Origin of the sequence: Kribbella sp. CA-247076 (assembly GCF_050942445.1) — a bacterium.
Lineage (GTDB): Bacteria > Actinomycetota > Actinomycetes > Propionibacteriales > Kribbellaceae > Kribbella.
Map to the genome: position 1 here is coordinate 5,754,639 of NZ_CP192051.1, position 21,420 is coordinate 5,776,058.

General features: G+C 69.0%; 17 protein-coding genes and 1 tRNA gene. 4 read left to right on the forward strand and 14 right to left on the reverse strand.

The window, feature by feature from the left end:
- Positions 1–10: 10 nt before the first annotated feature.
- The 5 genes from ACQPYZ_RS27115 to ACQPYZ_RS27135 all read right to left on the reverse strand — a co-directional run bounded on the left by ACQPYZ_RS27115 (position 11) and on the right by ACQPYZ_RS27135 (position 5,881).
- A complete protein-coding gene (locus tag ACQPYZ_RS27115; protein ID WP_433161034.1) occupies positions 11–1,360 on the reverse strand; it encodes an NAD(P)/FAD-dependent oxidoreductase in 1,350 nt (449 codons plus the stop codon).
- 20 nt (positions 1,361–1,380) lie between these two features.
- Complete coding sequence (locus tag ACQPYZ_RS27120; RefSeq protein WP_433161036.1) at positions 1,381–2,328, reverse strand: aldose 1-epimerase family protein; 948 nt, start codon at positions 2,326–2,328, stop codon at positions 1,381–1,383.
- Positions 2,325–3,758: a glucose-6-phosphate dehydrogenase gene (locus ACQPYZ_RS27125; protein WP_433161038.1), complete on the reverse strand. Its 1,434-nt coding sequence runs from the start codon at positions 3,756–3,758 to the stop codon at positions 2,325–2,327. The genes ACQPYZ_RS27120 and ACQPYZ_RS27125 overlap by 4 nt, the downstream gene beginning before the upstream one ends.
- Positions 3,755–5,194: a sugar porter family MFS transporter gene (locus ACQPYZ_RS27130; protein ID WP_433161040.1), complete on the reverse strand. Its 1,440-nt coding sequence runs from the start codon at positions 5,192–5,194 to the stop codon at positions 3,755–3,757. The genes ACQPYZ_RS27125 and ACQPYZ_RS27130 overlap by 4 nt, the downstream gene beginning before the upstream one ends.
- 610 nt (positions 5,195–5,804) lie before the next feature.
- A tRNA-Met gene (locus ACQPYZ_RS27135) sits at positions 5,805–5,881 on the reverse strand.
- Positions 5,882–5,996: 115 nt separating this feature from the next.
- Here ACQPYZ_RS27135 and ACQPYZ_RS27140 point away from each other — a divergent pair.
- Complete coding sequence (locus ACQPYZ_RS27140; protein ID WP_433161041.1) at positions 5,997–6,962, forward strand: N-acetyltransferase family protein; 966 nt, start codon at positions 5,997–5,999, stop codon at positions 6,960–6,962.
- Positions 6,963–7,078: 116 nt separating this feature from the next.
- Entirely contained in the window at positions 7,079–7,663 is a 585-nt protein-coding gene (locus tag ACQPYZ_RS27145) for a hypothetical protein (protein ID WP_433161043.1), read from the forward strand.
- Between the two features lie 149 nt (positions 7,664–7,812).
- On the opposite strand, the gene ACQPYZ_RS27150 is transcribed toward ACQPYZ_RS27145, so the two are convergent.
- Genes ACQPYZ_RS27150 through ACQPYZ_RS27170 form a run of 5 tightly spaced genes read right to left on the reverse strand, consistent with a single transcriptional unit; the run spans position 7,813 to position 13,289 of the window.
- Positions 7,813–10,794 (reverse strand): UPF0182 family membrane protein, encoded by a 2,982-nt coding sequence (locus ACQPYZ_RS27150; protein WP_433161045.1) that lies wholly within the window; start codon positions 10,792–10,794, stop codon positions 7,813–7,815.
- Positions 10,791–11,408: a PPA1309 family protein gene (locus ACQPYZ_RS27155; protein ID WP_433161046.1), complete on the reverse strand. Its 618-nt coding sequence runs from the start codon at positions 11,406–11,408 to the stop codon at positions 10,791–10,793. Before ACQPYZ_RS27155 ends, ACQPYZ_RS27150 begins: the two co-directional genes overlap by 4 nt.
- Positions 11,409–11,451: 43 nt before the next feature.
- Positions 11,452–12,489, reverse strand: a complete 1,038-nt coding sequence (locus tag ACQPYZ_RS27160; RefSeq protein WP_433161048.1) for a YlbL family protein — start codon at positions 12,487–12,489, stop codon at positions 11,452–11,454.
- Positions 12,486–12,833, reverse strand: a complete 348-nt coding sequence (locus ACQPYZ_RS27165; protein WP_433161049.1) for a hypothetical protein — start codon at positions 12,831–12,833, stop codon at positions 12,486–12,488. Before ACQPYZ_RS27165 ends, ACQPYZ_RS27160 begins: the two co-directional genes overlap by 4 nt.
- A gap of 30 nt (positions 12,834–12,863) precedes the next feature.
- Positions 12,864–13,289: a molybdenum cofactor biosynthesis protein MoaE gene (locus ACQPYZ_RS27170; RefSeq protein ID WP_433161050.1), complete on the reverse strand. Its 426-nt coding sequence runs from the start codon at positions 13,287–13,289 to the stop codon at positions 12,864–12,866.
- Between the two features lie 256 nt (positions 13,290–13,545).
- Between ACQPYZ_RS27170 and ACQPYZ_RS27175 the strand changes: the two genes are divergently transcribed.
- On the forward strand, positions 13,546–14,823 hold the full coding sequence (locus ACQPYZ_RS27175; protein ID WP_433161052.1) for a zinc-dependent metalloprotease: 1,278 nt from the start codon (positions 13,546–13,548) through the stop codon (positions 14,821–14,823).
- 235 nt (positions 14,824–15,058) lie between these two features.
- Positions 15,059–15,610, forward strand: coding sequence for an NUDIX hydrolase (locus ACQPYZ_RS27180; RefSeq protein ID WP_433161053.1), 552 nt, complete (start codon positions 15,059–15,061; stop codon positions 15,608–15,610).
- A 1,060-nt stretch (positions 15,611–16,670) separates the two neighbouring features.
- Here the strand turns inward: ACQPYZ_RS27180 and ACQPYZ_RS27185 are convergent.
- From ACQPYZ_RS27185 to ACQPYZ_RS27200, 4 genes are all read right to left on the reverse strand, one after another.
- Positions 16,671–17,453, reverse strand: a complete 783-nt coding sequence (locus ACQPYZ_RS27185; RefSeq protein ID WP_433161055.1) for a hypothetical protein — start codon at positions 17,451–17,453, stop codon at positions 16,671–16,673.
- An 86-nt stretch (positions 17,454–17,539) separates the two neighbouring features.
- Entirely contained in the window at positions 17,540–19,318 is a 1,779-nt protein-coding gene (locus tag ACQPYZ_RS27190; RefSeq protein ID WP_433161056.1) for a helix-turn-helix domain-containing protein, read from the reverse strand.
- A gap of 5 nt (positions 19,319–19,323) precedes the next feature.
- Positions 19,324–20,625, reverse strand: coding sequence for an MFS transporter (locus tag ACQPYZ_RS27195; protein ID WP_433161058.1), 1,302 nt, complete (start codon positions 20,623–20,625; stop codon positions 19,324–19,326).
- A gap of 14 nt (positions 20,626–20,639) precedes the next feature.
- A complete protein-coding gene (locus ACQPYZ_RS27200) occupies positions 20,640–21,371 on the reverse strand; it encodes a 3-hydroxybutyrate dehydrogenase (RefSeq protein ID WP_433161060.1) in 732 nt (243 codons plus the stop codon).
- Positions 21,372–21,420 lie beyond the last annotated feature (49 nt).

Genomic DNA, 21,420 nt, shown 5'->3' on the forward strand with positions numbered 1-21,420 from the left:
TCACGCTGCGTCATTCCTCGTCACTCGGTCGTTCGAGCGCGCGCATCCGGGCGAAGACCTGCTGCTCGGTGATCGCGCGTTGCCGCCGGCCCCGCCCCAGGAACGCGACTCCCCAGTTGAGGAGCGCCGCAGCGCGGTTCTTGAAGCCGGTCAGGAAAACCAGGTGCACGAACAGCCACATCAGCCAACCGACGATTCCGCTGACGCGCACCCGGCCGATGAAGACGACGGCGCGGAACCGCGCGATCGTCGCCATCGTGCCGAGGTCGCGGTAGCGGAACGGATGCGCGCTGGTGTCGCCCGCCAGTCGCCGCTCGACGGTGCGCGCTGCGTGGATCCCCGACTGCATCGCCACCTCGGCCACGCCGCCCAGGTGGTCGAGACTCATCAGGTCGCCGATCACGAAGACCTCGGGATGCCCGGGGAGCGTGCAGTCGGGCCGCACCGACACCCGTCCGGCGCGGTCGGCGACGGCATCGCTCCGGCCCGCCAGGACGGCACCCAAGGGCGATGCCTGCACGCCTGCTGCCCAGATCTTGGTGCGGGCCGGGATCCGCTCGGTCGAGCCGTTCTCGAGCGCGACGACCAGTCCGCCGCTGTCGATGTCGGTCACCCTGGTCCCGAGCCTCACCTCGACTCCCAGATCAAGAAGATCGCGATGAGCGCGGCGCTGAAGCTGCTCGGGGAACGGCGGGAGCACCGCGTCGGCGGCCTCGATGACGATGACCCGAGCTGTGCGGGGATCGAAGCTGCGGTAGTTGCGCTCGAGCGAACGACGTGAGAGCTCTGCGATCTGCCCGGCGAGCTCGACACCGGTCGGGCCGGCGCCGACCACCACGAAGGTGAGCCAGGGATCGCGCCGCGCGGGCTCGGACTCGAGCTCGGCCATCTCGAACGCGCCGAAGATCCGACCACGCAGCTCCAGCGCGTCGTCGATCGACTTCATCCCGGGCGCGTGGACGGAGAACTCGTCGTGGCCGAAGTAGGACTGCGCGGCTCCCGCTGCCACGATCAGCGTGTCGTACGGCACCCGGACCTGCTCGCCCTGCTGGGGTGGCGCGAGCACGACTTCCCGTGCCTCGAGCTCGATGTCCTTGACCTCGCCGAGCAGCACGCGTGTATTGGACTGCCTGCGCAGTACGTCGCGGATCGGCGGCGCGATGTCCCCCTCCGACAGCACACCCGTCGCCACCTGGTAGAGCAGCGGCTGGAACAGGTGATAGTTCACGCGATCCACGACGGTGACGTCCACGGGTGCCCGGCGCAGGGCCCGGGTGGCGAACAGCCCTCCGAACCCCGCCCCGATGACCACGACGCGATGCCGAGCCGTGGGTGCGTGGCCGTCCGTGGTGTTGGTCATGCCGTGCCCTCCCAGCAGGATCAGTGGTCGGTGAGGCGAGCCCCCCAAACGGTCACCTGCGACTGCCCGGGCTCGAGGCGGATCACATCCTCACCGCTCGCGAAGCCGTTCGGGGGACAGGTCATCGGCTCGGTGCCCAGGCCCCGACGCGCGCGTGCCGGGGCGAGTGTGTCGCCGGTGTAGGTCTCGACGTACGCGTAGGTCCCGTCGACCCAGAGCTCGGCGCACCCGCCGTCGGGTCCCCACAACCGTGTCCACGCCAGGCCGTCGGGATCGCGGACCAGGTCTGTGAAGGCGTGGTCGATGCGCGTCGCCTCGAGCCGCCGTGGCTCCAGGAAGTCATAGGCGGTCCCGGCCACGGGTTCACGGTCGGTCGGGAGCTGGCGTTCGTCCGTGCGGATCCTGGTGCGCCCGGCGAGTTGCAGGGTGCAGTCATCGATCAGACCCGTTCCCGGGGAAAGATACGGGTGCTGACCGTGCGCGTAGGGACACGGGCGCTCGCCGACGTTCTCGGCGGTGGTGGTCACGGCGAGTCCCCCCGGCCCGAGCTCGTAGGCAACGCGGACGTCGAGTGCGAACGGGTACCCGTCCAGAGGATGCAGCATCGTTCCCATGACGACGCGGTCCGCCTCGTGCTCGACGGCCCGCCACGGTCGCCACAGCAGAAAGCCGTGGATCGCGTTCCGCTTCTCCGGTTCGGTCCAGGCGACCTGGTACTCGCCGCCGTCGAAGGAGTACCGACCGTCGCCCAGCCTGTTCGGCCACGGGATGAGCGGCGCTCCATGAGCCCCGTCCCGCATGCGATCGACGTCGTACGGTTCGAGCACCGGGCGGCCGTCGACTTGGTACTCGCGCAGCCCGCCGCCGACCTCGACGATCACTGCGCGTTGACCGCCGGCGCTGATCTCGAACTGCTCGCCGGACGGACGCACCACCGGTCCGCGGGCTCGTTCGGCGGTCGCCGTCATCCGATGAGCCTCGGGGCAGTGGGCTCCGACGACGACGGGGACACTCCGGAGAGCGGCCAGCCGTCCGGGCCGGTGGAACCCGCCGGGTACTCCTGGAGCGGCACGTCGTCTCGTCGCCAGCTGTCGAGTACGCGGTCGACGATCCGCCAGCACTCGACCACCATGTCGCCGCGCACCGACAGGATGGGGTCCGACTCGAAGACGCTCTTCAGCACTTCGCCGTACTCGTGCAGCTCGCCAGGTCCCAGTGCGGCCTGAAGCGTCACCGGGTCGATGACGCGCGGGTCTCCGGGGCCGTTGACGTTGAGGTCGAGGCCGACCTTGCCGGCGTCGAGGGCGATGCCGATGTGCATCCGGTCGGGCTGGTCGGCGCCGCTGAAGCCTTCGGGGAGCCGCGACGGCGGCTTGAAGGTGATCACAATCTCCTGGCGTGGGTTGCTCAGGGCCTTGCCCGAGCGCAACCGGAACGGCACACCCGCCCAACGCCACGTGTTCACTGCCAACGTGACCTCGGCGAGCGTCTCCGTCGTGCTGTCGGCCGGGATGCCGGGCTCGTCCGCATAGGACCGCAGTCGTCGTCCGTCGAGCTCTCCGGCGGTGTAGCGGGCCCTATAGCTGTGGGCGCTCGGGTCGTCGTCCCATACCGATGTCGCGCGCAGTACGGCCGCCCGAGCGGCGCGTACGTCGCGCGCCTGGATCGTGCTCGGAGGCTCCATCGCGACGATCGACAACACCTGCAGCAGGTGGCTCTGGATCATGTCGACCAAGGCACCCGCTCTGTCGTAGAAGGCGGCCCGTCCCTCGAGGCCGAGTGTCTCGTCGAAGACGATGTCGACGCTCTCGACGTGCTCGGCGTTCAACACCGGCTCGAAGACGCGGTTGGCGAAACGCAGCCCGACAACGCCGAGCACCGTCGATGTACCCAGGAAGTGATCGACACGGTGCACCTGCTCCTCGGGTACGAGCCGGTCAACCGCTTCGTTGAGGGCCTGGGCACTCACAGCGTCGGTGCCGAACGGCTTCTCGAACACAAGCCGCGTGTCAGAGGGGAGCGGGACACCGGTCAGGGCCTCAACGGCGCGCACGGTGATCGCGGGGGGCAACGCGAAGTAGATGAGGACTTGACCTTTGCAGGCCTCGAGCAGTCGACGCCAGTCGCTGTCGGCGGTGACGTCCGCGCGCACGTAGCGACTGGAGCGGGCCACGGCTACTGCCCGCTCGCCATCCGCGTGTGCGTCGGCGAACGCCTCCATCACCCGGACGCGCCAGCTCTCGTCGTCCCAGTCCTCGACGTCGCTGCCCACCAGGGACACGCCTTCGGCGTATCCGTTGGCCAGCAGCGCTCCCAGACCGGGCAACAGCAGTCGCGCCGCGAGGTCACCGCGGGCACCGACGATCAGCAGTGTCTGTTCCGCCCTGGCAGTGGTCATGATGCTTTCCTCGAATCACGTCGGTAGGTGCCGTTCCACCGGGCCTGGAGCTCGGAGTCGATCGTGAGGAAGCCACGACCGCGCGTCTCCGGCACGTAGCGGCCGACGAACCAGACGCCGAACGCGCAGACCACCCCGAAGACCCAGAACGTCTGACCCGTCCCGATCGCGTTCAGGACGGGCAGGAACGCAAGGGACACTGCGAAGTTGGCGGTCCAGTTCGTCGTCGAGCCGGCGCTGACGCCAACGGCGCGATCCTGGGACGGGAAGATCTCGCCGAGGAGGACCCAGAAGACCGGCCCCATGCCGATGGCGAACGCCACGATGTACAGGAGGATGAAGATCAGGATGATCACCGAGCTCATCTCGGCGACGAACGCGAACCCCAGCGCCACGAGGGAGACGAACATGCCGAGCAGGGAGCCGAGCAGCAATGGTCGGCGCCCGACCCGGTCCACCAACCGCAGCGAGACAACCGTCATCGCGAAGTTGACGAGCCCGATGAACACGGAATAGAGGATCGAGTTGGACGCGGAGAGTCCGGTGTCCTGCATGATCGTCGGCGCGTAGTAGATGATCGTGTTGATCCCGGCGAACTGCTGGAGCACTGCCAGCGTCAGGCCGACCACGACGGCCGCCCGAAGACGAGGCTCCGTCAGCACCCGCCACCCGGTGCGCTCACCCGCAGGGGTGGCGCGCTTGCGTTCCTCGTCCTCCAGTCGATGCCGCTCGATCGTCTTGTCCGCGGCGTCGGCGCCCGCTACCGAGACGATCTCCGCCCTCGCCTTGTCGACCTTTCCGTGGTTCATCAACCACGACGGCGATTCCGGAAGGCGCGAGGTGGCGATCGCGAGCCCGACAGCGGGTAGCAGACCGACCGCGAACATGGCACGCCAGTTGCCGGCATCCGCGAGCGCCAGGTCCACCAGGTACGACACCAGCAGCCCGATCGTGATCAGGAGCTGGTTGTAGGTGAGCACCCGCCCGCGGATCTGCGCGGGTGTTATCTCCGAGAGATAGAGGGGGACGAGCGCTGACATCCCGCCGACGCCGAGCCCCATGACGACGCGACCGAGGAGCATCATCGCGTAGCCGTTCGCGGCAGCAGCCAGCGTGATCCCGATCGCGAACGTGATCGCCACCATTCCCAGCGTGATCCTGCGTCCGAAGCGATCCGCGACGCGGCCGACCGTCAGCGCTCCCGCAATCGCGCCGATCAGCAGCACACTGACGACGGTGCCCTGCTGGAATGCGCTCAGGTCGAAGTCCTGCGTGATGAACAGCAGCGCTCCCGAGATGACGCCGGTGTCATAGCCGAACAGGAAGCTGCCGACCGCGATCACCAGAGCCCAACGCTTGACCTTGTGCAGGGCCTCGTCCGGCCAGTCCACCAGCTGGGTGTCAGCAATGTGTGTCGTCGGGATCCCGGTGGGCATGGTCAACTCCCTCGTCGCCGTTGCCGGCGCCTCCCGCGTGATCGCGCGCCCCGTGCGCGACGTGCGGTCGCGGGGACAGGCCAGTCTGTTTACTTCGTGACAACACCCAAGTGGCTGACCGGGGCAGCGTCGTTCAAGACCTGCAACATCGGGCCGCGGGAGGGGCCTGGCCACCATCGACTCGAGCGTCGACTTCCCGAGAACTGCTTCCTTCGCGAGAGTACGTCCGCCCCCCGCCGGATGGCAAGGAGCGAGCGGCTCACGAAAACTGGCTCCACGACGCGGCACTCATACGCGACCGCCGCTCTCTAGGCAGGGATCGCACGCAGGGACACTGACGATCAAGGACACCCGAGTGGTGGTGCGCGGGTGAGCGGCCGAGTCTGACGGCAAGTCCGACGCGGGCGAGGGGGACGCATTCGAGGGGAGCTGGACCCGCTGGTCACAGCTCTGGTCACAGACCGCCCGAACAGTGACCCCGATGACGGAGATCCTCTCCGCTCGCGGTCGTCGGCTGAAGCCAGACGCTGAGCTAAGACGGTCGTACAAAGCCGCAGGTCAGACCCCACAGAGAAGACGAAGGCCCGGACCAATGGTCCGGGCCTTCGGGTGGTAGCGGGGGCAGGATTTGAACCTGCGACCTCTGGGTTATGAGCCCAGCGAGCTACCGAGCTGCTCCACCCCGCGTCGTTGTGGTTTTAGTTTAATAGATCGCGGCTGAGCAACCAAATCGGCTCCCGGTGCGCCTGTCGGCAGGCTAAAACGCGTGTCGGCGGTGGCCGGGGCGGCGTACCGTCCGGGTATGTCCCGACACGTCATTCGCCCGTTCGAGGAGGCGGATCTGCCCGCCGCCGGGCGCCTGCTCGCGGACCGGCACAAGGAGCATCGCAAGCGGCACCCTCTGCTCCCGGCCGAGTACGAGGACGACCTGCTCGCCGTGGTCGAGGTCACTGCGCTCTGGGAAAGCGAGAGCGCATCCGGCGCCGTACTGCTCGAGGGCTCCGAGCTGACCGGGTACGTGCTCGGGGCGCCGAAGCCGTCGCCCGTCTGGGGACCCAACGTCTGGGTCGAGTCCGCCGGCCACGCGGTACGTGAGCCCGAACACATCCGCGACCTGTACGCCGCTGCCGCCGCCAAGTGGGTCGACGACGGCCGAACGGCCCAGTACGTCGTGGTCCCGGACGACGTCGACCTGATCGACGCCTGGTTCCGCCTCGGCTTCGGCGCCCAGCACGCGCACGCCGTACGCCCTGCCCCGACCACTCGCCTACAGGTGCCCGCCGACGTGAAGGTACGGCGTGCGACGCGCGACGACATCGCCGTACTCGCGGAGCTCGATCTCGTCCTCCCACAGCACCAGGGCCGGTCACCTGTCTTCTCCGCCGGGGAGCTGCCCACGCTGGAGGAGGCGCTGGCCGACTGGGAGGAGTCGATCGACGACCAGGACTACGCGACGTTCGTTGCCGAGTACGACGGTCGCGTGATCGGCATGTCCGTCGGGTGCTCGGTCGAGAAGTCCAGTGCGCACAGCGGGCTGGCTCGTCCGGACAACGCCGGCTTCCTGGGGTACGCCGCCGTACTGCCGGACGCACGTGGACACGGTGCCGGGCGCGCGTTGGGTGAGGCGGTCGTGCAGTGGTCTGCCGACATCGGGTACACCGCTGTGGTGACCGATTGGCGGGTCACGAACCTGCTGTCGTCGCGGACGTGGCCACGGCTCGGCTTCCAGCAGACCTTCCACCGGCTGCATCGGACGATCGGGTACTGATCCGGCTTTTCCACAGCCTCGGAGATCGTGGCCGAATCGACGCGGTGATCGGTGCACCTTCTAGGGCAAGAAGGCGTTCTGCAGCGGGCGGGACGCCGAGGCCTCAGGAGGCAGCCATGTCGTGTTCGTTCCTTGGTTCCCGATTCGTGCCGTCGACCCGTCGTATCGTGATCGGGAGCGCGATCGTCCTCGCCGCCCTCGGCGCCTGGACGACCACCCCGGCCTCGGCCGGCGAGATCGAGCCGCGATCCGGGACCGCGGTGGCTCCTCCTTCGACCGAGCAAAGGGCCTGCACTTTGGACGGCTTCGTGATCGACCACCTGCCTGACGGCCTCGGTTCGCCGTCGGACTTCGAGTACGAGTGGGAGGAGGTGCGCTTCAAGAGCCGGGTCTGGGAGACCGGGCCGGATCCCGACGGTGCCTTCAAGGTGGACCTGACGATGAAGACCCTGCGCGGCGAGAAGCTGACGGATCTCGAGGCGCTCAGGGCCTTCATGGTCGAGTACCAGGAGAAGGACCCGGAGACCTGGGAGCTCCGCGCGGTCAAGGTCGGCGCGTACGACGGTCTCGCGGCCGACAACGACGTGTTCTACCTCGTCTCACCGGGTCTCGCGGCCGAGGTGTCCATCGACCGCGAGCGCTTCTCCGAGCAGGACCTGCTGGACACCGCCAACGGCTTCCATCCGGAGATCACCGGCTGATCGGTGCCCTCGGCAACCTGCTGGGAGAACACTGACTGACCGGTGCCTTAGGCAACCAGCTGATAGTTCGGGCTTCGGGCGGGCAACGGCGCGGGGCGGCGACGCCGACGGGTGGTCGGTGTCGCCGCCCCGGGCGAGCAGCCGCTGGATCAGCCTGTTGGCGAACTCGGCGGAGTCGATGGCGCCGGCGTCGAGGGTGTCGGCGTACCACTCGGCGTCGGGGTGCCCGGCGTCGTCGTGCCGGCTCCTGCCGCCACGGCTCGGTCGAGCGCCGCCTTCATGAGGTTGACCTGCTTCTGGTACTCGGCCAGGTTGCCGGCTCTCAGCGCAGCCTGGGCCCGGTCGTAGGCGGTCTGCGCCTGCGTCAGCGCCTCCTTGACGGTCTGGTTGGCCGGTGGCTGGTTGGTCGGTGGCGGCTGGTTCGGGTTCGGCTCGCCCGTCTCTACCCGGGCCTCGAACACCTTCTCGAGCGCCTCCTGCAGCGTGGCGCCAAAGGCGACCCGCTCGCCGAAGGACACCAACACGTACCGCAGCACCGGATAGCTACCCGGTCCACTGGTCCGGACCGAGTACACCGGCTGTACGTAGAGCAGACCACCGCCGAGTGGCAGCGTCAGCAGGTTGCCGAACTGTGCACGGGCACCGCTGGTCGGCTGGTTGATCGGCAGCAGCGCCGTTCTGATCCCGTCGTCGGTCTGGAACTTGTTGAACACCTGTCCAGGACCGGGGATCTGCACGTTGCCCGGCAATCGCAGGATCCGGAACTTGCCGTAGTCCGGTGAGGTCGCCTCGGCATCGACTGCCATGAACGCGGTCAGGTTCTCCCGTTCCGCGTTCGGCACGTACACCGACGTCAGCGAGAACCTCGGTTCCGTCTGACCGGGCATCCGCAACGAGAGGTAGAAGGGAGGCTGGTTGCTTTGCGCCGACGAGTCGGCGCCGGCGGACACCGCGGTCGGGTCCGCCGGGACACGCCACAGGTCGCTGTTCTGGTACCAGGTGGTCGAGTCGGTCACGTGGTACTTGGCCAGCAGGTCACGCTGGACCTTGAACATGTCCTCCGGGTAGCGCAGGTGCGACATCAGCGCGGGCGAGATGTCCGCACGCGGCTTGACGGTGTCCGGGAACGCCTTCATCCACGTCTTCAGCACCGGGTCGTTCTCGTCCCAGGCGTACAGCTCGACCGATCCGTCGTACGCGTTCACGACGGCCTTGACCGAGTTGCGGATGTAGTTGATCTCCTCGCTCGGCTGCTGCGCGATGGTGCCGCGGCCGGTCGTGGTGTCCCGGGTGCTGTCGTCCAGGGCGACCTTCTCGGAGTACGGGTAGTTCGCCGAGGTGGTGTAGCCGTCGACGATCCAGACGACCTGGCCGTCCACGATGGCCGGGTACGGGTCGCCGTCCGGGGTCAGCCAGGGAGCGGCCTTCTCGACCCGCTCGCGCGGGCTGCGGTCGTACAGGATCTTCGAATCGGAGTTCACCCGGCTGGACAGCAGGATGTTCGCGTCCCGCATCTTGGTGGCATACAGCAACCGGTTGAAGAACGAACCGACCGGTACGCCGCCCTTGCCGGCGTAGGTGTTCAGCGTCGGGTCGCCGCCGTTCGTGCCTTCCGGCGTGTCGAGCTCGACCGGCTGACCACCCTTCGGCCCGCCGACGATCGAGTAGTCCGGGGACTGCTCGCCGAAGTAGATCCGCGGTTCATAGTCGCCGAGCTGGCCGGTCGGAGGCAGGTCCTTCTCCGACCAGACCGGCGTACCGTCGGGGGCCCGCTGGTTGCCGTTGGCGGCGACGACACCGTAGCCGTGGGTGTAGACGGTGTGGTCGTTGTTCCAGTTGCGCTGGCCGGCCGGCAGGCGGTCGACCTGGACCTCGCGGACCGCGATCACGGTGTCGTTGACATTGTTGCCGATCCGGTAGCGGTCGACGTCGAGGTCGGTCGGGAACGAGTAGAAGCCGCGGACCTGCTGCAACTGCTCGAACGTCGGCCCGACCACGCTCGGGTCGATCAACCGGATGCCGGGGAGGACCTCGGCGTCCGCGGCCAGGTCGCCCGGGGTCGCCGTCGACTTCGCCGGATAGTTGATGACCTGCGTGCCTTCCAGCCCGTAGGCCTGCCGAGTCGCCTCGATGTTCTTGGTGATGTACGGCGCCTCACGCACCGGCTCGCTCGGCCGTACACGCAACTGCTGCAGCGCCGCCGGCCACAACGCACCGAGCAGGATCGCGGACAGGATCAGCACGACCGTGCCCACGCCCGGCAGCAGCCAGGTCCGGCGCACCACGTTGGCGAAGAACAGCACGGCACACAGGACGGCTATGACCGCCAGGATCTCCTTGCTGGGGAGGACCGCGTTGTCGCCTGTGTAGGAGATACCGGTGAACAGCCGGCTGTCGGAGGTGGTCAGTCCGTAGCGGTCCAGCCAGTAGCTGAACGCCTTCAGCAGGACCAGCAGGCCGAGCAGCACGGAGAACTGCACCTGCGCCGCGCCGGAGGCCTTCTGTCCCTTCGCGGACGGCCGGAAACCGCCGTACAGGTAATGCGTGATGACTGCCGCGACCAGCGAGAGGAGCACGATCGAGTAGCCGAAGCCGAGCAGGACGCGCAGCCACGGGTAGTCGAAGACGAAGAACGCGATGTCCTTGTTGAAGTGCTTGTCGGTGACGCCGAACGGAGTCCGGTTCCGCCAGGCCAGGAAGACCTTCCACTCCCCCGACGCGGCCGATCCGCCGAACACCAGCATCAGGGTCGCGATCACGCCGACGGCGATCTTCCCACGCTGCTGCAGCAGGTCGCCGTACCGCTCGAAGCCGGGGCTCGGCGACGGCGCGAGAGCGACCCGCGGGCGTGTGCGGAAGGCGACGATGATGTTCGCCACCACAGCGGCCGCCATCAGCAGACCGACCACCAGGAACAGCACGACCCGCGTCCCGAGGACGGTGCTGAACACCGAGCCGAGGTCCACCGACCGGTACCACAGCCGCTGGGTCCAGACGTCGGTGAAGACGCTGAACAGGATCAGCAGGACGATCAGCGTCGCGATCGTCGGCAGCAGGGCCCGGGGCCGTCCTCCGGACGTTCGCCGCGTCCGCCGCGGCTCCTCCGGCATGTCGTAGACGCCGTCGCTCATGGTCGCTTCTCCTCGTCGTCACTCATGCCGTCGACCCCAGGACCTTCACCCGGCCGGCTGTCGGCCGAAGGTTCGAATGTCAAAGACAGTACTTCGCACAGCGTAGGGACCAAGTCGGTGCCGGTGAGCACGGCACTGTCCTCGTCGTGTGAACGCAGCCGGACGGCCCCGAACCGGTCACCTTCGCGCAGGACCGCCGCGACCATCCGGACCTCGTGGCGGCGTGGGTCGCTACCGGCCATCCGGGCGAGCTCGGCGTCGGATTCCGCGCTGGACAGGCCCGCTTCGGCCGAGGGCGGCAGCACGACCCGCTCGATCGCGAGCGCGCAGCCGCTGACGCCGTCGGGCCATTCGATCCGGCCCAGTGCGTCGGCCAGGTGCTCGTCCTCGAGGCCGCCCGGCAGCTCACCCTGGGCGACCGGAGTGAGCGGCTGGGACGCGTCCTCGGCGCCCAGCTCGGCGGCCAGTTGCGGTTCGGCGCGCAGCAGCTCCGCGGTGGGGACCAACGCGAACAGCTGCGCGGGCTGGTCCCAGCCCGCGCCACTGACGTGCTTCTCGATCTCGATCACCGCGCGACTGAGCGCGTCGGGAGGCAGGGTGCCTACGGAATCCATGCCGCCAGATCTCCCCTTCGGCCGGCCAGTACGTTCGGGTGGCTCACGGCGTACATGTCGGGACTGCTCCGGTTCCGCCGGCGATGGCCTTGAGAGCACCGATCGCCTCGCTCAGAGTGGTGATCTTCACCAGTTGGATGTCCTTGACGCCCGCGTGCAGTGCGGCTTCGCAGTTCGGTCCGGGGACCAGGAAGACGGTCGCGCCGTCCTCCTTGGCGCCGGCGATCTTCTGCTGGATCCCGCCGATCGCGCCGACCTGGCCGAGCGCGTCGATGGTGCCGGTGCCGGCCACGTGCTTGCCGTTCAGCAGCGCACCCGGCGTCAGCTTGTCGTAGATCGCCAGCGCGAACGCGGTCCCGGCGCTCGGGCCGCCGATGTCCTGACCAAGATTCACGGTCACCTTCACCGGCGACTCGATGCCGATCGTGATGCCGACCATCGGACGGGTGTCCTCCCCCGGCGTGGCCGCGGTCGTCAGCTGCACAGTCAGTTCAGACGTGCCGCGCCGGACCAGGAAGACGACGCTCTCGCCGACCTTGTGCCTGCGGACGAGTTCGCCCACCTGTGGGACCTGCGACACCGTCGTACCGTCGACCGCGAGGACGACGTCGCCCGGCTTCAGCTTGCCGTCCGCCGGGGTGTCCTTCGCCACCGTCGAGACCTTCGGGTGGTACGGCACCTTCGCTTCCTGCAGCGCGGCAGCGATCGCGCTGTCCTGCGACCCGGTCATCTCCGCGGTGTTCTGCTCCTCGACCTCGTCCGCTGTCTGGTCCGGCGGGTAGATGATGTCGCGCGGGAACAGGTCGTGGTCCGGGTCGAGCCAGTTGCGCATCGCCTGCGGCAGCGTCAACTCACGCTCGGGAGAGGTCACCGAAACCGTGGTCAGATCGAGCCGGCCGGAGGTCGGGAACGTCTGGTGCCCCTTGATCTCGATGACCGGCTTGCCCTTCGACTCGCCGAGGGTGTCGCGCACCGGGCCCGGGCTGAACGAGACGAACGGCACCGGGAAGGCAGTGACCAGCCCGAGCGAGATGACGAGCACGACGATCGAAGCGACCAGCGTGGCGGTACGACGTGTCACGAACCCTGCCCTGCGATCTTGGTGGAACCGAACGTCTCGGCCGAACCGAGCTTCCTGGTGACGGCAAGCGTCCCTGCCGACTCCAACGCTCCAGCGCCCCCGACCGTCCCGGACCCGCTCGGGTCCGCTGAGTCCTTCGGAGTACGACGGAGGCGGCGACGGCGCTCCGGGACGGCTCGGGGGCCCGGTGCGGCCAGAGCCTCGTTGAAGCGGCGGAAGTCCTCGACCGACGCGAAGGCACCACCGGAGCGGCGCGGACCGCGGCTCCGCCCGCGCCACGCGGCCCAGCACATCGCCAGGAGCGTGGCGACCAGCGGGAACGCCAGCCACGCCAAAACCTTCATCCGGCCACCTTCATGCGCCCAGAGTACGTGTCAGTGAGCGCCGACCCACTCGCTGGCACCGTCGGTGAAGTGCTGGTGTTTCCAAATCGGGACCTCGGCCTTGAGATCGTCGATCAACCGCCGGCAGGCGGCGAAGGCGACGTCCCGGTGCGAGGCGGCGACGGCCACGATCACGGCGGCATCACCGATCTTCAGGTCACCGGTCCGGTGCACGGCGGCCAGCGCGGTCACCGCCTGGTCGTCGCAGACACGCTCCGCGACCTTCCGCAGGTGCTCCAGCGCCTCCGGGTGAGCCTCGTAGCTCAGCCGATCCACCGGCTTCGCCTGGTCGTGGTTGCGCACAGTGCCGATGAACAGAGCCGTCCCGCCGGCGCTCGGGTCGGCGACAGCGGCCAGCACCTCGTCGCTGGTCAGTACACCCTCACGGATGTCCAGCAGCCTGATCGCGTCGCTCATAGTCCCTCACTCCCGGCCCAGCACCCACCACGGACAACCCTCGACCCGACCAATTCTCCCCTCCCCGCCCCTCGGCCCCACCTCGCCCTCCCGATCCACCCCGATGATCGCGCCCGACGTACCGGCGGGCTCAGGGGAAGGTCAGGGGTCTGCCAGGGGCGAAGTGCAGGTGTAAAGCGTTCGCCGGGGGCGGAACCGGGCGGTAGAACCAGTACGTTGGAGTAGTACGCCCCACCCGCACAGGAAGGCTCCTCCGATGAGCGACGAACCGGACAACCCGTTCAAGGGAACTCCGTTCGAGGCCATGTTCCAGCAGTTCTCCGGAGCGGCCGGCGCGGGCGGTGCCCCCGACCTGAACGCGATCTTCGCCCAGGTCCAGCAGCTGCTCAGCGGTTCCGGCGACGGCAAGCCGGTCAACTGGGACCTGGCCAAGGACATCGCCCGCAAGACGGTCTCCGTGTGCGGGGACCGTTCCATCACGCCGACCGACTCGGATCGCGTGGCGGACGCCGTCAGGCTCGCCGAGCACTGGCTGAACGAGGCCACCACCCTGCCCGAGGCGTCGACGACGTCCGCGGCCTGGAGCCGCGCGGAGTGGGTCGAGAACACAATGCCCGTCTGGCAGACGATCGTCGACCCCGTCGCCGAGCACGTCGCCGGTGCCATGGGCAACGCTCTCCCGGCCGAGGCGGCGCAACTGGCCGGCCCGATGGCCGGGATGCTGCGCCAGCTGGGCGGCTCGATCTTCGGCGCGCAGGTCGGCCAGGGGCTCGGCGAGCTCGCGGGCGAGGTCGTGAGCTCCTCCGACATCGGTCTTCCGCTCGGTCCGACCGGCCAGGCGGTGCTGCTTCCGGACAACGTCGCGAAGTTCGCCGAAGGGCTGGGGCTGGCGGACGACGACGTCCGGCTGTACCTGGCGCTGCGCGAGGTCGCCCACCAGCGGCTCTACGCCGGCGTGCCGTGGCTCCGCCAGCACGTACTCGCGGCGATCGCCGACTACGCGGCCGGTATCGAGGTCGACACCGGCAAGATCGAGCGGGCGATGGCCGACATCGACCCGCAGAACCCGGAGGCCATGCAGGAGGCGCTCGCCGGCGGCCTGTTCGAGCCGGAGGACTCCGAGCAGCAGAAGGCGGCCCTGGTCCGGCTCGAGACCAACCTCGCGCTGGTCGAGGGCTGGGTGGACGACGTCGTACGCGAGGCAACCAAGGACCGGATGCCCGCCGCGGTGCAGTTGGCGGAGACAGTACGGCGTCGCCGCGCGGCCGGTGGGCCGGCGGAGCAGACGTTCGCCACGCTGGTCGGTCTTCAGCTCCGCCCGCGCCGCCTCCGCGACGCCGCGAACCTGTGGGCCGCCGTACGCGACGCCCGCGGAGTCGAGGGCCGCGACGACCTCTGGTCGCACCCCGACCTCCTCCCCAGCGCCGCCGACCTCGACGACCCCATCGGCTTCGCCCAGCACGCCGGCGAACTAGCCGACATCGACATCACCGACTTCCTCCCCAACGAAGGCAACAACCCCGACCCCAAGTAGCCGACTCACGACCGCCGTACGACGCTCCCACAACCGTCGTGCGGCGGTCGCTCGTTTAAGGTCGCGATCGCAGCCGCGCCGGGTGCGAAGCCACGGCAGGAACCGGAGCGGGTGCCAGGCCACGGCAGGAACCGGGCCGATTGTGAAGCCGCGGCCGGAGCCGAGCCGGGTACGAAACCGGGGCGGGTGTGAGGCCGTGGTCCGGGCCGGGGCCGGTGTGAGGGAGACTTGCCGGATGCTGCATCGGGATGCTGTCGAGGTTCTGGAGGCGTGGGTTCCTCCTGATGCGGAGCAGGAGGCGTTGCGGCAGCATTACCTGCGGCATCTGCGTGAGCGGCCGGACGGCATGTGGCGGAGTTGTCGCCCGGAGCATGTGACGTCGAGTGCGCTGGTGGTCGACGCGTCCAGCGGCCGGGTCCTGCTGACGTTGCACACGGTCGTTGGCCAGTGGCTGCAGCTAGGCGGCCACTGCGAGCCCGGCGACACCACCCTGGCCGGCGCCGCCCTTCGCGAAGCCACGGAGGAGTCCGGCCTCACCGGCCTGACCATTGACCCCAACCCACTCCAACTCTCCCGCCACCAACTCCTGGCCGGCGGCTGCACGGGCGCCTACCACCTGGACGTCCAGTTCCTGGTGACCGCCGCCGAAACCACGACCCACGTCATCAGCGACGAATCCGACGACCTGGCCTGGTTCCGCCTCAACGCCCTCCCACCTGGCGTAGACCGAACCGTCACAGCCCTAACCACCAAAGCCCACACCCGCCGGTCCCCCGCCCACCCCTAACACCACCCGAAACAGTCCCGGACCGTGCTTCCTGCTCGGTAGAGCCTCGGGGCGCGTGACCGCCCCGCGTTCCACCTATGGCCCGCGCCGTGCTGCGAACGCCCCGAGTCCCCATCGTGCTCACCTCGCCCGACGCCCCCCCAAGGCTGGCCTGTGCTTCGGGCGCCGGCACTGTGTGTCCCACGCGACACCGTGTTTCCCCACGCGGGACGGCGTCTCCCACGCGGGGACGGCGTTGCACGCGGGCACGGTGTCTCCCACGCCAACACGGTGCTCCACGCCGGCGCGGTGTTTCTCACGCCGGCATTGCGATCCACGCGGCAGTGCGATCCCCGTGGGCTGTGTGGTCCCGGTGATTTCCCCACGCGGCAGTTCTGCTGCGCCCCGTCGTACTGATGGTCGGTCGCGCTGTCGTCCCTCTCGACAGCGCGACCGGCGCCCCCATCGTGCTTGCTGCGATTGCGTTCCCCGTGATTCACGTACTGCGGATCCCCCGTGATGTCTCCGCATTGTGTTGCTGGCTCGCAGCAGCTGTTCGTTCTAGGGCTGTGCTGCGAGGTCCCCCATGGTGTTGCGAACCCCCGTGCTACTGCGATTTCCCCGTGATCCACCGTGCCGCGGGTCCCCCGTGACTTTCCCGCGTTGTGTTGCTGGCTCGCAGCAGCTGTTTGTTCCAGGGCTGTGCTGCGAGATCCCCCGTGGTACTGCGTTCCCCGTGATTTCCCGTGCCGCGGGTCCCCCGTGACTTTCCCGCGTGGTGTTGCTGGCTCGCTGCACAAGTCTGTCCAGGTGTGCTGCGAGATCCCCGTGTGTTGTCGTCCCCCGTGTGTGGTGCTTCCTCGGTGCGTTGTCGGCCCCAGGACAACGCAGGTGAGGCCCCCGTGGCGTGGTTGGTGCGGTCCCCCGTCGTACTGGTGTTGCTGTCCCCGTGTCCCCCGCTTCTCGTTGACCCGCGGCCTTGGTGGCGGGTACCGCCCCTGAACGGCATCGGCACCGGGCCGGGGTCTTCGAGAAGTTTGCTGCTGCCTGGTGAACGAGTCAGGGTCGGGAAGGTGACGGGTTAGTTGTGGCGAAGTAGGGATTTTGTGGAGTGCCAGCCTTCGAGCCCGGGATCCAGTTGCGCTATGTCAGCGGGTGATCGCAGACGGTGCCAGCCGGGTCCGATGGCCAGGGCGTGGCGCCGGGGTTTGAGGGATTCGAGGGTTGCCAGCGGGGTGTCGAAGGTTGGGGCGGCGGCGGTTACCCAGTCGGCGGTGGGGAGGTTGACGCCGATGGCGGCGAGGGTTCCGTCGGAGGCGGGGGTGACGGCGAGGTCGGCTGAGCTCAGGGCTCGGAAGAGTTTGCCGATGAGGAGACCGGGGAGGTCGGGTACGTCGTGGGAGACGGCGACCACTGCGGCGGCGGGGCCGGCGAAGGCTATGGCGTCGAGGACCGGTTGGGTGCTGTCGACGGAGTAGACGGGTGTGCCGGGCCAGGTGAGGGCCGCGATTTCGGCCACGGCTGCGTCAGCGGCCCGACCGTCGGCAGCTCGACCATCAGCGGCCTGATCGTCGGCGGCTCGACCGTCGACGGCTCGATCGTCGGTGGTTCGAGCGTCGGTGGTTCGAGCGTCGGCGGCTTGAGCGTCGGTGGCTCGGTCGTTTGTGTGTACGACGGCTATGGCGACGTCGACGCGGTCGAGGGCGGCCAGGACTTCGTAGGTGTCTTCGGCGAGAGCGAGGCGCCAGGCTTCGGGGTCGCGGCCGGGTGGGGCCCAGGTGCCGGTGGCGGGGACGACCAGTACGACGACCCGCCGGTCGTCGGCGCCCGGAGTACTCGAGCGAGGTGCGTCGTGGGCTGGCAACTGTCTCTCCGGAGGTGGGAACTCAGATGAGCTTCGCAAGCGAGACTAGCTCGACCCCTGGCAACGAGCGGTGGCAGACGGAAGCGTTAGCCGAGAGCCGCCTGCAGGCGGAGCGCTACCTGGACGTCGAGGGCGCGGTCGGGGTGCAGCCAGCCATCCCCGAGCAGGACGCCGACACGGTCGAGCCGCTGCTGGACCGTGTTGGGGTGGACGTGCAGGGCCTCGGCTGCGCGGGTCGGGCTCTGGCCGGCGGCGAAGTACGCCCGCAGGGTGCCGATCAGGTCCGTACCGCGCTGCGCGTCGTACTCGATGACCGGGCCGAGCACGTGGTGGACGTGCCCGGCGATGTCGGTCTGCGCGGCTCCGACGAGTCCTGCCAGGCCCAGATCGTCGGGTGTCGCTGCCTGGGCGGTACGGCCGAGTCGCTGCATGGTGGTGACCAGTCGGGCCGCTTGGCGGTGTACGGCGATCAGCTCGCTGCCCCAGGCTGCCGGGCCGGCGACCGCGATCGTCACCCCGGTCTGACGAGCCACCGCGCCCAGTTCGGCCACGACCTTGACCGGGTCGGACGACGCGAACAGCAGCACGAGATCACCGGCGTACGGACCGGCCAGGGTGAGCTTGTCCTCCAGAGGCGCGGTCAGGCGGGCCAGTACGCCGCTGTGGTCGCCGCGACAGACCGCGACCACCAGACGGTCGTGATGACGGCTCGGTGCGAGCAGTCGAAGCCGGTCGGTCAGAGTCCTCGGGTCGGCGCTTCCACTGAGTACGTCGGCCAGCAGGTCGGCCTGTGCTCGTTGGGACTGTTCGGCGGCCTGTCGGCGGAACAGGAGGACCAGCGCGGTCACCACGGCCGCCCGCTCGACGATGCGCCGGTCTGCGCCGGACAGGTCGTCGACGCCACCGATCACCAGCGCGCCGAGCCGCTCGCCCTTCGCGGTCGCGGCGACGACCCAGCAGTCGCCGATGCGGGTCAGCCGGCCGGACTCGGACTCCTGCCACGGTACGGCGGCGCGGTCGGGCGACCCGGCTACCGCCAACTCGTTGCCAACGGCATCGACAAGGACCACCCACACGTCCAGGAGCTCCGCCAGTGCGGCGGCGACCGCGTCGACGTCGCCGCCGGACAGGACGATGTCGGCGAACCGGTCGTGTGCGGCGGCCGCGTGTTCGGTGCCGGCGTGGGCCTCAGACAGCTGCGCGAGCGCGGCCGCGGTCTCGGCGGCCGCACGGACCTGGACGATCGTCACGGCCGCGAGGGCGGCGAGTGAGCCGAGCAGCGACACCTCTTCCCGGCTGAACGGCCGTCGGCTCCGGTTGGAGGCGAACAGTACGCCGACGAACGCGCCGTCGACGATGAGCGGCGTACCGAGGATGGCGACCAGCCCCTCCTCCCCCACCGCCTGGTCGATGTGAGTGGTGTGCCGGAAGCGCCGGTCCGACGGGTAGTCGGCGGTCCAGTAGGGCTTGTGGGTCTCGGCGACCAGTCCGCCGAGTCCGGCGCCGAGTGGCAGCCGGACCTGCTGGAAGGCGGCCGACACCGAGCCGTCGGTCGCCCGCATGTACGTGTCGCCGCGGGCGTCGTCGTACAGCGTCAGGTAGGCCACGTCCGTGCCGAGCAGGGTCCGCGCCCGGTGGACGATCGTGTCGAGGACCCGGCCGGGATCGCGGGCCGAGGCGAGTTCACGGGCGACGTCGACCAGGGCGGACAGCTCGGCCTCACGTTTCTTGCTGGCGTCGATCCCGGCGCGGATCCGCAGAGCGAGCTCCCGGGCGACGGAGTCATCTCCCGCCGCCCGGGCCAGCTCGCTACCGGGCGCGTCCTCGGCCAGTAGCCGCAGCAGCTCCTCCACGCCGGCGATCATTCCACCTACACGTTGGTCAGGTCTCGCCTGCGGGTTTCGGAGTACGACGTGACCGCGACGATGGAGATGACCGCGCAGGCGGCGACGTACACGGCGATCGCGTATCCGGAGTCGTACGCCTTGAGCAGGGCGACCGCGATGAACGGGGCCAGACCGCCGGCGATGATCGAGGCGAGCTGGTAGCCGACCGAGACGCCGGAGTAGCGGACCCGGGTGCCGAACAGCTCGGTGAAGAAGGATGCCTGCGGCCCGTACATCGCGCCGTGCAACACCAGACCGACGGTCACTGCCAGTGTGGCGAGGACGAAGCTCTTCGTGTCGACCAGTGCGACGAAGACGAAGGCCCACACGCCCACCCCGACCGCACCGATCAGATACACGGGCTTGCGGCCAATCCGGTCAGATAGCGCACCCCACATCGGGATCGCGAAGAAGTGCACGGCCGCACCGATCAGTACGGCGTTCAGCGCGAACGACTTGCCCAGACCCAGCTGCTCCTTCGCGTACGTCGCGATGACGATCGTGAAGATGTAGTAGCTGACGTTCTCGGCCATCCGCGCACCCATCGCGGTCAGCACCTCACGCGGGTACCGGGTGATCACCTCGAGCAGCGGCAGCTTGTCGGTCGGCTGCTGCTTGGCGCGGGCCTCCTTGAACACCGGCGACTCCTCGATCCGCAGCCGCACCCACAGACCGACCAGCACCAGCACCGCGGACAGCAGGAACGGAATGCGCCAGCCCCACGAGTTGAAGGCCTCGTCCGACTGGAACGCGGCCAGACCGGCCAGGACGCCGTTGGCGAGCAACTGGCCGGCGGGAGCGCCCGCCTGCGGCCAGGACGCCCAGAAGCCACGCCGTGCCGGATCACCATGCTCCGACACGATCAGTACGGCGCCACCCCATTCACCACCGAGTGCGAAGCCCTGGATGAGCCGCAGCACGGTCAGCAGAATCGGAGCGAGCGCACCGACCTGTGCGTACGTCGGCAGCAGGCCGATGGCGAACGTGGCCAGGCCCATCATCAACAGGGAGAGCACCAGCAGGTTCTTGCGGCCGAGCCGGTCGCCGTAGTGGCCGAACACCACGCCACCGATCGGACGCGCGAAGAAGCCGACCGCGAAGGTGGCGAAGCTCAGCAGCGTCCCGGTGAGCTCCTCGCCCTTGGGGAAGAAGAGCTCACCGAACACGACCGACGCGGCCACGCCGTACAGGAAGAAGTCGTACCACTCGACGGTCGTGCCGACGAGACTCGCGCCGACCACCCGGCCGATCGGCGTACGGGTGTGGACCGGTTGTGTTGCTGTCATGACGGGCTCCTGAGCTAGTGGGCGGTCCAGCCGCCGTCGAGTACGAACGAGCTCCCCGTGATGGAGGCGGACGCCGGGCCGCACAGCACCGCGACCAGTTCCGCCACTTCGTCCGGCTCGATCAGCCGCTTCACCGCGACCGGTTCGAGCATGACCTTCTCCAGCACCTCCGACTCGGTCAGGCCGTGGGTGGCGGCCTGATCCGCGAGCTGATCGGTGACGAGCGGCGTACGGACGTAGGCCGGGTTGACGCAGTTGCTGGTCACCCCGTGCGCCGCACCCTCCAGTGCGACCACCTTGCTGAGCCCCTCCAGCCCGTGCTTGGCCGCGACGTACGCCGCCTTGAACGGGCTGGCCCGCAGTCCGTGGACCGAGCTGATGTTGATCACCCGGCCCCAGCCGCGGCCGTACATGTGCGGAAGGGTCTGCCGGATCAGCCGGAACGGCGACTCGAGCATGAGCCGGACGATGTAGCTGAACCGCTCCGGCGGGAACTGCTCGATCGGCGCGACCTGCTGGACCCCGGCGTTGTTGACCAGGATGTCCACGTCCGCCGGGAGCTCCGCCAGCCGGTCCAGGTCGGCCAGGTCGGCGACGACCGTCTCGACACCGTCGAGTGCTTCGAGCGCGTCCCGGTCGTAGTCGACCGCGACCACCTGGACGCCGTCGGCCGCGAGCCGCCGGGCACACGCGGCGCCGATGCCGGACGCGGCGCCGGTGACGAGAGCTCGACGTGGGGTAGCCATGCCGGAACCTTAGGAATCCGGCCGAGCGCCAGCTATGGGATGGAGTCAC

Coding starts and splice junctions, on each gene's coding strand:
- ACQPYZ_RS27115 (WP_433161034.1), bottom strand. CDS start 1,360: ATGACCAACACCACGGACGGCCACGCACCCACGGCTCGGCATCGCGTC.
- ACQPYZ_RS27170 (WP_433161050.1), bottom strand. CDS start 13,289: ATGAGCGACGCGATCAGGCTGCTGGACATCCGTGAGGGTGTACTGACC.
- ACQPYZ_RS27150 (WP_433161045.1), bottom strand. CDS start 10,794: ATGAGCGACGGCGTCTACGACATGCCGGAGGAGCCGCGGCGGACGCGG.
- ACQPYZ_RS27130 (WP_433161040.1), bottom strand. CDS start 5,194: ATGCCCACCGGGATCCCGACGACACACATTGCTGACACCCAGCTGGTG.
- ACQPYZ_RS27190 (WP_433161056.1), bottom strand. CDS start 19,318: ATGATCGCCGGCGTGGAGGAGCTGCTGCGGCTACTGGCCGAGGACGCG.
- ACQPYZ_RS27195 (WP_433161058.1), bottom strand. CDS start 20,625: ATGACAGCAACACAACCGGTCCACACCCGTACGCCGATCGGCCGGGTG.
- ACQPYZ_RS27140 (WP_433161041.1), top strand. CDS start 5,997: ATGTCCCGACACGTCATTCGCCCGTTCGAGGAGGCGGATCTGCCCGCC.
- ACQPYZ_RS27125 (WP_433161038.1), bottom strand. CDS start 3,758: ATGACCACTGCCAGGGCGGAACAGACACTGCTGATCGTCGGTGCCCGC.
- ACQPYZ_RS27145 (WP_433161043.1), top strand. CDS start 7,079: ATGTCGTGTTCGTTCCTTGGTTCCCGATTCGTGCCGTCGACCCGTCGT.
- ACQPYZ_RS27155 (WP_433161046.1), bottom strand. CDS start 11,408: ATGGATTCCGTAGGCACCCTGCCTCCCGACGCGCTCAGTCGCGCGGTG.
- ACQPYZ_RS27180 (WP_433161053.1), top strand. CDS start 15,059: ATGCTGCATCGGGATGCTGTCGAGGTTCTGGAGGCGTGGGTTCCTCCT.
- ACQPYZ_RS27165 (WP_433161049.1), bottom strand. CDS start 12,833: ATGAAGGTTTTGGCGTGGCTGGCGTTCCCGCTGGTCGCCACGCTCCTG.
- ACQPYZ_RS27120 (WP_433161036.1), bottom strand. CDS start 2,328: ATGACGGCGACCGCCGAACGAGCCCGCGGACCGGTGGTGCGTCCGTCC.
- ACQPYZ_RS27200 (WP_433161060.1), bottom strand. CDS start 21,371: ATGGCTACCCCACGTCGAGCTCTCGTCACCGGCGCCGCGTCCGGCATC.
- ACQPYZ_RS27175 (WP_433161052.1), top strand. CDS start 13,546: ATGAGCGACGAACCGGACAACCCGTTCAAGGGAACTCCGTTCGAGGCC.